We start from the raw sequence: 11017 nt of genomic DNA, 5'->3' as shown, positions 1-11017 counted from the left end.
ACCAACCTGCTGGCGCTCAACGCCACCATCGAGGCGGCCCGGGCCGGCGAGGCCGGCAAGGGCTTCGCGGTCGTCGCCTCCGAGGTGAAGGATCTGGCGGGCCAGACCGCCAAGGCCACGGAGGAGATCGCCCGGCAGATCGAGGCCGTCCAGGCGGCCTCGCGTGAGACCCTGGTGGCGCTCGGCACCGTGCAGGCGTCCGTGGAGGATCTGGCCGGAGTCGTGTCCACGGTGGCCGGGACGGTCAGCCAGCAGACGGCGGCCGTGTCCGAGATCGCCCGCTCCGTGGCCCAGGTCTCGACGGAGGCGCAGTCCGGCACCTCCGCCATCGAGACGACGCAAGGGGTCGCCACCCAGTCCCTCGATGCCGCCCGCAATGTGGCGGATCTCTCCATCGCGCTGGAGAGCCAAGCCCAGCGCCTCGGGGCCGAGATCGGCCAGTTCCTTCAGAGCGTCAGGGCGGCTTGATCCGACGGGCCGGGGCGTCTCAGGGCTTCCCGGCCATCTCCCAGACAAGCTGGACGTTCGCCGTGTAGCGGATCGTCGCCGGCGGCACGATCGGGACCGATTCGGCCCCCTTGGCCATCGCCATCGACATGCGCATGTCGGGCTGCGGCTCGAAGGGCTGGGCCGACCCGTCCCGGATCTCCAGGAGACGGCCCAGGGACACGCCGGCAGCCCCGGCATAGATCTCCGCCTGACGGCGGGCATCGCGCACGGCCGCTTCCCGGGCCCGGTCGCCGCCCTCTTCCTGCCTGTCGAGCCCGAAGGCGACCGACTGGAAGGTCATGTCGCCGCTCGCCAGGATCTCGCCGGCGAGGCGCCCGACGCCGTCGAGGTCGCGGGTGGTGATCCGCAGCTGGTGGTTGGCGGAGAATTTCGGGGTCTTCAGCTCCTTGCCGTCCGGTCCGAGCTGCGGCGGCGTCTGGAAGACCTGGAAATTGACCGTCCGGATGTCCTCCCGCCTGACGCCGAGGCTCTGGATGCGGGCGAGCACCCGCTCCGTGGCCGTGTTGTTGGCGGCGCTCGCCTGCGCGACCGTGTCGGCCTGCGTGGCGACCGTCACATGGATGCGGGCGAAGTCCGGCTTCAGCTCCGCCTCGCCGGTTCCCATCACGCTGATCGTGGGCTGGCGCGGGGTGGGAGCCTGGGCGAGCGCCGGAGCGGCGAGGCTCAGGGCTGCGAGGGCGGCGGCAACGGCAAGGCGCATCGGGAACGGTCCTTCATCAAAAAAGCCTCGCCCATGGGCGAGGCTTCGGGGCCCGAGGACAATGCCCGGGCGAACCTGAGCGGCGGATTAACGCCCGGTCTTCACCCGGGTCCAGAGCCGCGTGACGGTGCGCTGGGAGCGCTCGTCATAGGCCGTGTTGGTGAACAGGCGCTTCATGGTCGCGTCATCCGGGTAGATGCCGGGATTGTCGAGGATCGCCTTGTCGATGAACTGCTTGGCCGCGAGATTGCCCGACGCGTAGGACACGAAGTTCGCGTTCCTGGCGGCGATCTCCGGCTTCATCATGAAGTTGATGAACTCGTGCGCCTCCGCGACGTTCTTGGAATCCGCCGGGATCACGAAGCTGTCGAACCACATCAGCGCGCCCTCGCGCGGGATGACGTAGCCGACCTCGACGCCGTTCTTGGCTTCCTCGGCGCGGTTCTTGGCCTGGATCATGTCGCCCGAATAGCCCACCGCCACGCAGATGTCGCCGTTGGCAAGCGCGTTGATGTATTCGGAGGAATGGAACTTCTGGATGTTGCTGCGGATGCGGAACAGGGCGTCGCCCGCCTTGTTCAGATCCTCCAGGCGCTTCGAATCCGGATTGAGCCCGAGATACGCCATGACGCCGGGGAAGAGATCCTCGGGGCTGTCGAGCATGTAGATGCCGCAGGCCTTCAGCCTGGAGGAGATCTCCGGCTTCATCACCAGGTCCCAGGTGTTGAGCGGCATGTCGCCGAGGATTTCCTTCACCTTCTTGACGTTGATGCCGATGCCGGTGGTGCCCCACATGTAGTTCACGGCATATTGGTTGCCCGGATCGAACACGGCGAGACGCTGCGTCACCTCGGGCCATTGATTGGCGAGGTTCGGCAGCTTCGCCTTGTCGAGCTTCTGGAACACCTTGGCGCCGATCAGGCGCTGCACGAAGGGCCCCGAGGGCACGACGATGTCGTAGCCGGATTTGCCGGCGAGCAGCTTGGTCTCGACGATCTCGTTGTTGTCGTAGGTGTCGTAGACCACCTTGATGCCGGTCTGCTTCGTGAACTCGTCGAGCGCCTTCGGGTCCACGTAGTCGGACCAGTTATAGACGTTGACCACACGCTCCTGAGCGGCGGCGGCGGTGACGAGACCGAGGGTCAGAGCAACCGAGGCGAGAAGACGGAACATTTAGGGCGGCACTCCTCAAGACAGGTGACAACGGGGCAGGCTAGGAAATTCCGGGCCAAGAAACAATGTCCAAGGCGAGGCCTTGGCGGCGGGCGTCAGGCGGCCCGCCGGATCGCCTTCGCCAGCCGCTCCAGCCCGGCATCGAGGGTCGCGTCCTTCTTGGCGAAGCAGAAGCGCACCACGGTCTTCACCGCGCCCTCCGCATAGAAGGCCGAGACCGGAATCGCCGCGACCCCGTGCTCCGTGACCAGGCGGCGGCAGAAGGCGACGTCGTCGGGTTCGCCCAGGGCCGCGATGTCGATGTTGACGAAATAGGTGCCCTGGCTCGGGATCACGTCGAAGCCGAGGGTCCGCAGCCCGTCGGTGAAGCGGTCGCGGCTGCGGGCGAAGTTTTTCCGCATGCCGTCGAAATAGGCATCGTCCTTGGCGAGCCCGTAGGCCACGGCGGCCTGCAGGTTCGGGGCCGTCGTGAAGGCGAGGAACTGGTGGGATTTCGCCAGCACCTTCATGATGGGCGGGGCCGCGCAGACGAAGCCCACCTTCCAGCCCGTGAGGCTGAAGATCTTGCCCGCCGAGCCGATCTTCACCGAGCGCTCGCGCATGCCCTCGAGGCCCAGCACCGACCGGTGCTTCCGGCCGTCGAAGATCACATGCTCCCACACCTCGTCCGAGATCGCGATGGCGTCGAATTTCCGGCAGAACTCGGCGAGAAGCGCCAGATCCTCGTCCGGGAACACGGTGGCGGTCGGGTTGAGGGGGTTGTTGAACACCACCGCCTTGGTCTTGGGCGAGAAGGCCTTCGCCAGCGCCTCTTCCGTCAGGCGGAAATGGGGCGGCTGCAGGGTGACGAATTTCGGCACGCCGCCGGCGAGCCGCACGAGCGGCAGATAGGCGTCGTACATGGGCTCGAACAGCACCACCTCGTCGCCCGGCTCCACGATGCCGAGGATCGCGCCCGCGAGGGCTTCCGTGGCCCCGGAGGTCACCATCACCTCGGTGCCGGCATCGAGGTCGAGGCCCTGCCAGTGCTTGTAATGAGCCGCGATGCCCGAGCGCAACTCGGGGATGCCCATCATCGAGGGATACTGATTGTAGCCGTTGAGCACCGCGTCCGCCGCCGCCCGCCGCACGTCCTCGGGGCCGGGATCGTCCGGAAAGCCCTGGCCGAGATTGATCGCCCCGGTCTCGCGGGCGAGGCTCGACATGACTTCGAACACGGTAGTGGGCAGGTTGGCGAACAGTCGGTTCATGCCGCTCTCTCAGTCTGGATGGATCGTCGTGGCGTCGAGGTGCTTCCTATCACGGAGCGGGGGACAATCGAACCGGCATTCTCGCAGGACCTGCACCGTTCGGGAGCGACCTTGCCGGGAGCGACCTTGCCGCTCTCTCCCCGTCACCACCGGTCTTGTGCCGGTGATCGCGACACTCTTCAGCGCGACGCCTTCCTGATCGGGATGGCCGGGACAAGCCCGGCCATGACGAGGAGGGTACCAGGGCGGGCTGAGGGAACGCCGATTGCCTTGCAAGGGAGGGGAGGGGAAGAGAGGCGCGGCACCGGACAGGATCTAAAGGCCGCGCTGTGGCGCCGAGGAGGCATGTACGAGGCCTGTTCCTCACGCGTGCGTTTCGTGCTCTATCCGCAGGGAACAACGAAACGCCATCCATGTCCCTCTTCCGGTCATCCCTCGTCCCCGGCCTGACCGTCCTGGTCGGGGCGCTGAGCCTCGTCTCCCTGGCCACCGGGCCGGCGCCGATCACCGTGCCTACGGTGCTGAAGGCCCTCGTGTCGGACCAGGGTGCGGCCAGCATCGTGGTGCGGGAGATCCGCCTGCCGCGCACGGTCCTGGCCGGGCTGGTCGGCTGGATCCTCGGCCTGTCGGGAGCGGGCCTGCAGGGGCTGCTGCGCAACCCGCTCGCCGACACGGCGGTGTTCGGCGCCCCGCAGGCGGCGGCCTTCGGGGCCGTGCTGGTGATCTATTCCGGGCTCGTCGGCAGCCTGTCCTGGGCCCTCCCCTTCGCGGCGATCGCAGGCGCCCTCCTGGCCGTCGGCCTCGTCGTGGCGGTGGCCGGACGGGGCGCCACCATCGTGGTGCTGGTCCTGGCGGGGCTCGCCGTCGGGTCGCTCGCCGGAGCGGGCACGTCGCTCGCCATCAGCCTCTCGCCCAATCCCTTCGCCGTGACGGAGATCGTGTTCTGGCTCCTGGGCTCCTTCGAGGACCGGTCGATGGTCCACGTGCTCCTGGCCGCCCCCTTCATCGTCCTGGCCTCGGGCCTGATCCTGTCGGCGGCGCCCGGCCTGCGGGCGCTCGCGCTGGGCGAGGAGACGGCGCGCAGCCTCGGGATCGGCGTGCCGCTCCTGCGTGGCCTCATCGTGGCGGGCGCGGCCGTCGGCACGGGCGCCTCGGTGGCGGTGGCCGGCTCCATCGGCTTCGTCGGCCTGGTCGTGCCCCATCTCGTGCGTCCCTTCGTGGGCTACGATCCGGCCCGCACCCTCGTTCCGGCCGGCCTCGCCGGTGCGGGCCTGCTGCTCGCCGCCGACATCGCCGTGCGCCTCGTTCCCTCCGCGGCCGAGGTGAAGATCGGGGTGCTCACGGCCCTGCTCGGCGTGCCGTTCTTCCTCTGGGTGATCGCCCGGCGGAGGGCCGACCTGGTGGAGACGCCCGCATGAGACGGCTCGAGGCCCGCTCCCTGTCGGTCGATCTGGCAGCCCGCCGGGCCCTCGACCGGATCGACCTGTCCCCGGCGCCGGGACGCCTCACGGTGATCGTCGGGCCCAACGGGGCCGGCAAGACGACCCTGCTGCGGGCCCTTGCCGGGCTGACCGGACCGGCCGAGGGCGATGTCGTGCTCGATGGCGTCTCCTCAGGCGGATGCACGCCTCCGACCGGGCCCGCGCGATCGCCTATCTGCCCCAGGGCGGTTTCGTGGCCTGGCCTCTGCCGGTGGCCGGCGTCGTGGCGCTCGGCCGCCTGCCCCATGGGGAGAAACCCGACCGGTTGTCGCCGGCCGGCCGCGAAGCCGTCGCCTCGGCGCTCCGGGCGGTAGGCCTGCAGGGCTTCGCGGACAGGCCCGCCACGGCCCTGTCCGGTGGCGAGAGGGCCCGCGCGCTTCTGGCCCGCGCTCTCGCGACGCAGGCGCCGGTTCTGCTGGTCGACGAGCCCATTGCGGCGCTCGATCCGCGCCACCAGCTCGTGGTTCTCGAGGTCCTGAAAGCGCATGCCCGAGCCGGCGCGACCGTGGTCGCCATCATGCACGACCTGACGCTCGCGGCCCGCTTCGCCGACGACATCCTGCTGCTCCATCAGGGGAAAACCGAAGCCTTCGGGCCGCCCGGAGCGGTTCTGACCGGCGAGCGGCTCGCGGCGGTCTTCTCCGTCCGGGCGCAGGTCCTGGCGCAGGCGGGCGGTCTCCTGGTGGTGGCGGAGAGCCCGCTTCCGGACACCTGAGGCCGGCCGATTTGCCCCTGCCGTCGGTGACTGTCTTACATTGACAAAGGGGTGAGCCCATCCGATACCCCGAGACGATCGCATCGTGCGGAACAGTGGATCCGGTTTTCACTCACGTGGCCCTTCGGGTCCGCATCGCCGATGCGCTGCTTCGAGAGAGGGGGCATCGGATGGATCCCGGACGGGCAAGTCCACTTTTGGGTCTGATGCTCGAGGGTATGGCAGGGCTATGAATCGGCAGGGTCTCAAGAAAGCGATTATCATCGTGCATGATCTCGTGATGACGGGTATCGCCGTCCTCGCGACCTTCTACGTGCGCTTCGAAGGCTCTCTCCTGTCCGACCGCCTGGTCCATCTGCCGCTCTTCCTGCCGCCCTTCATCGCCTTCGCGGGGGTGGTCTACGGGTTTTCCCAGCTCTATCGGTCCAAGTGGCGTTTCGCGTCCCTGCCGGATCTCTTCAACATCTTCCGGGCTGCGACCATCCTGGCCGTGACCCTGCTGATGGTCGACTACATTCTGGTCTCGCCGCAGCTGCGGGGCACCTTCTTCTTCGGCAAGGTCACGATCGCCCTCTACTGGCTGATCCAGATGTTCCTCCTGGGTGGCCCGCGGCTGGCCTTCCGCTATCTGAAATATGCCCGCTCGCGCCACACCCTCGAGCGCGATGCCAGCACCCCGACCCTGCTGCTCGGGCGCGGCAGCGACGCCGAGGTGGTCCTGCGGGCCATCGAGGCCGGCACCGTCAAGAAGACCCAGCCGAAAGGCATTTTGTCCTGGCGCAGGGACGATCTCGGGCAATCCATGCGCGGCGTGCCCGTTCTGGGCACATTCGCGGATCTCGACCAGGTCATCCAGGATTTCCAAGAGCGGGGAACGCCCATCCGCCGCCTGCTGGCGACCCCGAGCGCCCTGACGCCCGAGGCCAACCCGGACATGCTGCTCGCCCGCGCCCGCCGCCTCGGCCTGCCGCTGGTGCGGGTCACGAGCCTGGGAGAGGGGATGCGCGATGCCGAGCTCGCCCCGCTCGAGATCGAGGATCTGCTCCTGCGTCCGACCGTGCAGATCGACCGCAAGCGGCTCGAACATTTCATTCGCGGCAAGCGCGTGCTCGTGACCGGCGGCGGCGGCTCCATCGGGTCGGAGATCTGCACCCGCGTCGTCGCCTTCGGGGCGAGCGACCTCCTGGTCCTCGAAAGCTCCGAGCCCTCCCTGCACCACATCCTGGAAAACCCGACGCTGCTCTCGAGCGACACCCGTGTGGACGGTGTCATCGCCGACGTCCGCGACCGGTCCCGGGTGCGCGAGGTGATGAACGCGTTCAGTCCCGAGGTGGTCTTCCACGCGGCGGCCCTCAAGCACGTTCCCTATCTCGAGAAGAACTGGACGGAAGGCATCAAGACCAACGTGTTCGGCTCCGTGAACGTGGCCGACGCGGCCGTGGAGGCCGGGGCCGACACCATCGTGATGATCTCCACCGACAAGGCCATCGATCCGGTCTCGATGCTCGGCGCCACCAAGCGCTTCGCCGAGATGTACGGGCAGGCGCTGGATGCCGAGTTCATGGGCCGCAACGGCGCCACCCGGATCATCGCCGTCCGGTTCGGCAACGTGCTCGGCTCGGTCGGGTCGGTGGTGCCCAAGTTCAAGGCGCAGATCGCCCGCGGCGGGCCGATCACCGTCACCCATCCCGACATGGTGCGTTACTTCATGACAACCCGCGAGGCCGCCGACCTGGTGCTCACCTCGGCGTCCCACGCGGAGGAGAGCCGCGCGCTGACGGAGCGCACCAACGGGGACGAGCGCGCCTCGGTCTATGTGCTCAAGATGGGCCAGCCGGTGCGGATCTACGACCTGGCCGAGCGCATGATCCGGCTCGCCGGCTACGAGCCGGGCGAGGATATCGAGATCGCCGTCACGGGCACGCGCCCGGGCGAGCGGCTGCACGAGATCCTCTTCGCCCGCGAGGAGCCGCGCACGGAAATCGGCATCGACGGCGTCATGGCGGCCAAGCCCATCTTCGCCGACCGCGACCGGGTCGACCAATGGCTGCAGATCCTGAGCCGCGCCCTCGCAAGCGGCGACCGCGCCCTGGCCGAGCATGTGTTCGAGGAAGCGATTCCGGAGTTCAAGCGCCGGAAGCCGGCGCCCCCGCCCGCCGTGCCAGCTCCGCAAGCGCGTCTCGCGTCGAACTGACCGGCTGCCATCCCAGATCCCTCAGGGCTTGCGGGCTCGCGACCAGCGAGCCTGCCAGCCGCTCGTAGGCCTCGCGCTGGCCGGCCAGGGCGGCGGCTCCCCTGAGCAGAAACGACGGCACCGGGACCAATCCCGGCCCGCGGCCCAGTCCCTTGCGCAGAGCCGTGACCATCTCGGGGATCGTGACCGGGTCCGGATCGGCCACGATGAAGGGGCGCCTCAGGGGACCGGGCGCGCGCGCGACCGTGTCCACGGCGGCCGCCAGGTTGTCGAGGGACAGGAGTGAGCGCCGGGCGGTCAATCCGCCGAGCGGCAGGGGCCAGGGCGATTGCGCCAGGCTCAGGAGAGCCGCCATGTTGCCTTTCACGCCGGGGCCGTAGACGAGCACGGGACGAAGGGCCGTCCAATCGAGCCCGAGGGCGCCAAGGCCCCGCTCCGCCTCGAGCTTCGAACGGCCGTAAGGGTCGGTCGGCTGCGGCTCCCGGTCTTCGGTGACCACCCCGTCGGCCACGGGCCCGGTCTGGGCGCGGATCGACGACAGGAAGACGAATCGTTTCACGCCGGCCCGCTCGGCCGCTTGGGCGAGCCTGACGGTCGCGTCCGTGTTGATGGTCCGGTAATCGTCCTCCGGCCGCCCGGACATGGCATGTGCCAGGCCGGCCGAATGGATCACGATGTCCACGTCGCGCAGGGCGGCCGCCATGTTGTGCGGGGAGGCGATGTCGCCGATGACCGCGCTCGACGCCCCGGCCGGCACCTCGGACGGGCGGCGCAGCAGGACCCGCACCCGGTATCCCCGCCTGGGCAGCTCGTTCAGGAGATGTCGTCCGATGAAACCCGTGGCGCCGGTCAGGGCAATCAGGGGTGCATTCATCGGGAAACCTCCAATCCGGGTCGAGAGAAACGCCTGAGAACCAGGCCGACGAGAACGACCCCGAGGGCGAGCGCCGCAACCTGCACGGCGCCCGAGGGCCAGACAAGGGTCATAGCGGCGAGAGCGGCCAGGACAAGGTTGAGGACGAACACATGCGCATCGACTGCGAGCACCGAGACGCCGTTGTCGGTGGCCTTCTGGTAGAAATGGCTGCGATGCGCCTCCCAGACCTTCTCGCCCCGGGCGAGGCGGCGCAGCAGGGTGATGGTCGCATCCATCAGGTAGTAGAGCGGCAGCAGGATCGCGGCCGCGAGGGCGCCGGTTCCGGCGAGCTGCAGCAGCATCCAGCCGACGAGAAGCCCGATCGACAGGGACCCCACATCCCCCAGGAAGAGCCTGGCGACGGGCCTGTTGAAGGGGGCGAAGCCGAGAAGGGCGCCGCATAACGCTGCGGCGAGCACGGCGATCCACAGCGGCATGACGCCGATGAGACCCAGGCCCGCCACGAAGGCGGTGATCGGAACCATCTCGGCCACGGTAATCCAGTCCAGCCCGTCCATGAAGTTGACGAGATTGACGAACCATACGCCGGCGACGACGAGGAGGATCCGCTCCGCAGCCAGGGGAATGGAATCCGGCAGGAGTCTCGTCCAGGATGCAAGAACGACCGCGGTCACGACGACGAACTGCATGACGAGCCGGATCCAGGCGGGCAGCGGCCGGATGTCGTCGGCCGTGCCCAGGACCGCGAAGGCGACGGCGGCGGCCGCGACGATCAACAGGGACGGGACCGGCAGCACGAGCCAGACCGCCGAGAGCCCTGCAACGGCCAGAGTCGCGGCCAGAACCGCAAGGCCTCCCCCTTGCGGCGTCGGCGTCTTGTGGCTCGAGCGCGCATTCGGTCGCGCCAGCGCGTAGCGGATCAGCAGGGGCTTCAGGACGAGGATGAGAAGGGCCGAGAGAACCGCCGACGATACAAGAGCGAATACGACGATCATCTCAGGCCTTGTGATAGTCCCGATACCATCCGACGAAGCGCCTGATGCCCTCCTTCAGCGACGTCGAGGGTGCGAAGCCCACGTCGCGCCGCAGGTCCGTCACGTCGGCGCGGGTCTCCAGCACGTCGCCGGGGGGCAGCGGCACGTCGACCCGGTTGGCCTTCTTGCCCAAAGCGTCCTCGATCAGGGCCACGAGGTCGTTCACCTCTTCGGGATTGTCGTTGCCGATATTGTAGATCCGGTGCGGGGCCGGGCTGATGGCCGGGTCGGGATGCTCGGCGTTCCAGGCGGGATCGGGCGCCGGGACCCGGTCCACCAGCCGGACGACCCCTTCCACGATGTCGTCCACGTAGGTGAAGTCGCGCCAGACCTTGCCGGCATTCGCCACCTCGATCCTACGGCCCTCGGCAATGGCATGGGTGAACTTGTAGACCGCCATGTCGGGCCGGCCCCAGGGACCGTAGACCGTGAAGAAGCGCAGGCCCGTCGCGGGCAGACCGAACAGGGACGCATAGGAATGCGCCATCATCTCGTTCGCCTTCTTGGTGGCCGCGTAGAGGCTGATCGGATGGTCGGTGCCGTCGTGCTCGGAGAAGGGCAGCTTGCGGTTGGCCCCGTAGACCGAACTCGACGACGCGTAGACGAGGTGCTCCACCTGCCCGTGCCGGCAGGCTTCCAGCATGTTCATGAAACCCATCAGGTTCGACGCGGCGTAGGGCTGGGGATCGACGAAGCGCACCCCCGGCTGCGCCGCGAGGTGGATCACTTTCTCGAAGCGGTGATGGTGAAACAGATCGCGGGTCGCCTGTACGTCGGACAGGTCCAGGCGCTCGCCCAGAAAGGTGTTGTGCGGCGTCAGGTTCCCGAAGCGGGCCTCCTTCAGACTCACGTCGTAATAGGGCGTGAAGCTGTCGACGCCGACCACCTGATGGCCATCGGCCAGGAGCCGCTGCACCACGTGAAAACCGATGAAGCCGGCCGCACCGGTGACGAGGATGGGAGCTGACATGAAAGGCCTGTCTGATGAACGGGCAGGCACCTTAGCGCATCGTACGGAAAAGTGGACCCGGTTTTCCGGAGGATGCGCCGGCCGAGGGTGGGTCCCCGAAAGGGTCTCCCTTC

At 68.4% G+C, this 11017-nt stretch carries 10 protein-coding genes and 1 pseudogene; 5 read left to right on the top strand and 6 right to left on the bottom strand.

Annotated elements, in window-relative coordinates:
• On the top strand, nt 1–468 hold a 468-nt coding region (locus tag KBI52_RS11600), incomplete at its 5' end, for a methyl-accepting chemotaxis protein (RefSeq protein WP_305797888.1).
• A gap of 19 nt (nt 469–487) precedes the next feature.
• Here the strand turns inward: KBI52_RS11600 and KBI52_RS11595 are convergent.
• From KBI52_RS11595 to KBI52_RS11585, 3 genes are all read right to left on the bottom strand, one after another.
• Nucleotides 488–1210, bottom strand: coding sequence for an SIMPL domain-containing protein (locus KBI52_RS11595; RefSeq protein WP_173947050.1), 723 nt, complete (start codon nt 1208–1210; stop codon nt 488–490).
• A gap of 87 nt (nt 1211–1297) precedes the next feature.
• Nucleotides 1298–2383 carry a polyamine ABC transporter substrate-binding protein gene (locus KBI52_RS11590; RefSeq protein WP_210807589.1) on the bottom strand — a complete coding sequence of 362 codons (1086 nt, stop codon included), beginning with the start codon at nt 2381–2383 and terminating at the stop codon, nt 1298–1300.
• A 95-nt stretch (nt 2384–2478) separates the two neighbouring features.
• Nucleotides 2479–3633, bottom strand: a complete 1155-nt coding sequence (locus KBI52_RS11585; RefSeq protein ID WP_173947052.1) for an aminotransferase — start codon at nt 3631–3633, stop codon at nt 2479–2481.
• A gap of 413 nt (nt 3634–4046) precedes the next feature.
• Between KBI52_RS11585 and KBI52_RS11580 the strand changes: the two genes are divergently transcribed.
• The 4 genes and pseudogenes from KBI52_RS11580 to KBI52_RS11570 all read left to right on the top strand — a co-directional run bounded on the left by KBI52_RS11580 (nt 4047) and on the right by KBI52_RS11570 (nt 8023).
• A complete protein-coding gene (locus tag KBI52_RS11580; protein ID WP_210807587.1) occupies nt 4047–5051 on the top strand; it encodes an iron ABC transporter permease in 1005 nt (334 codons plus the stop codon).
• A pseudogene (locus KBI52_RS34110) lies at nt 5048–5182 on the top strand (ATP-binding cassette domain-containing protein); the annotation flags it as partial. The gene KBI52_RS11580 and the pseudogene KBI52_RS34110, both read left to right, overlap by 4 nt.
• 71 nt (nt 5183–5253) lie before the next feature.
• Nucleotides 5254–5829 carry an ABC transporter ATP-binding protein gene (locus KBI52_RS11575; RefSeq protein WP_315974859.1) on the top strand — a complete coding sequence of 192 codons (576 nt, stop codon included), beginning with the start codon at nt 5254–5256 and terminating at the stop codon, nt 5827–5829.
• A gap of 229 nt (nt 5830–6058) precedes the next feature.
• Nucleotides 6059–8023 carry a nucleoside-diphosphate sugar epimerase/dehydratase gene (locus KBI52_RS11570; RefSeq protein ID WP_210807585.1) on the top strand — a complete coding sequence of 655 codons (1965 nt, stop codon included), beginning with the start codon at nt 6059–6061 and terminating at the stop codon, nt 8021–8023.
• Here the strand turns inward: KBI52_RS11570 and KBI52_RS11565 are convergent.
• The 3 genes from KBI52_RS11565 to KBI52_RS11555 are packed head-to-tail and all read right to left on the bottom strand — an operon-like array spanning nt 7956 to nt 10904.
• Nucleotides 7956–8897, bottom strand: coding sequence for an NAD-dependent epimerase/dehydratase family protein (locus tag KBI52_RS11565; RefSeq protein ID WP_210807583.1), 942 nt, complete (start codon nt 8895–8897; stop codon nt 7956–7958). The two genes, KBI52_RS11570 and KBI52_RS11565, sit on opposite strands and share 68 nt — an antisense overlap.
• On the bottom strand, nt 8894–9895 hold the full coding sequence (locus KBI52_RS11560) for a glycosyl transferase (RefSeq protein WP_210807581.1): 1002 nt from the start codon (nt 9893–9895) through the stop codon (nt 8894–8896). Before KBI52_RS11560 ends, KBI52_RS11565 begins: the two co-directional genes overlap by 4 nt.
• 1 nt (nt 9896) lies before the next feature.
• The gene (locus KBI52_RS11555) at nt 9897–10904 is read right to left on the bottom strand and encodes an NAD-dependent epimerase/dehydratase family protein (protein ID WP_210807579.1); all 1008 of its coding nucleotides are present in this window, start codon (nt 10902–10904) and stop codon (nt 9897–9899) included.
• Nucleotides 10905–11017 lie beyond the last annotated feature (113 nt).

The sequence above is a fragment of the Microvirga sp. HBU67558 genome (genome assembly GCF_018069605.1).
Classification (GTDB): domain Bacteria; phylum Pseudomonadota; class Alphaproteobacteria; order Rhizobiales; family Beijerinckiaceae; genus Microvirga; species Microvirga terrae.
This window is presented reverse-complemented; position numbering and strand designations above follow the sequence as displayed.

What these genes read in the sequence shown, in the direction of transcription:
- KBI52_RS11555 (WP_210807579.1), bottom strand. Translation starts at nt 10,904, where the DNA reads ATGTCAGCTCCCATCCTCGTCACCGGTGCGGCCGGCTTCATCGGTTTT.
- KBI52_RS11560 (WP_210807581.1), bottom strand. Translation starts at nt 9,895, where the DNA reads ATGATCGTCGTATTCGCTCTTGTATCGTCGGCGGTTCTCTCGGCCCTT.
- KBI52_RS11585 (WP_173947052.1), bottom strand. Translation starts at nt 3,633, where the DNA reads ATGAACCGACTGTTCGCCAACCTGCCCACTACCGTGTTCGAAGTCATG.
- KBI52_RS11580 (WP_210807587.1), top strand. Translation starts at nt 4,047, where the DNA reads ATGTCCCTCTTCCGGTCATCCCTCGTCCCCGGCCTGACCGTCCTGGTC.
- KBI52_RS11595 (WP_173947050.1), bottom strand. Translation starts at nt 1,210, where the DNA reads ATGCGCCTTGCCGTTGCCGCCGCCCTCGCAGCCCTGAGCCTCGCCGCT.
- KBI52_RS11565 (WP_210807583.1), bottom strand. Translation starts at nt 8,897, where the DNA reads ATGAATGCACCCCTGATTGCCCTGACCGGCGCCACGGGTTTCATCGGA.
- KBI52_RS11590 (WP_210807589.1), bottom strand. Translation starts at nt 2,383, where the DNA reads ATGTTCCGTCTTCTCGCCTCGGTTGCTCTGACCCTCGGTCTCGTCACC.
- KBI52_RS11575 (WP_315974859.1), top strand. Translation starts at nt 5,254, where the DNA reads ATGCACGCCTCCGACCGGGCCCGCGCGATCGCCTATCTGCCCCAGGGC.
- KBI52_RS11570 (WP_210807585.1), top strand. Translation starts at nt 6,059, where the DNA reads ATGAATCGGCAGGGTCTCAAGAAAGCGATTATCATCGTGCATGATCTC.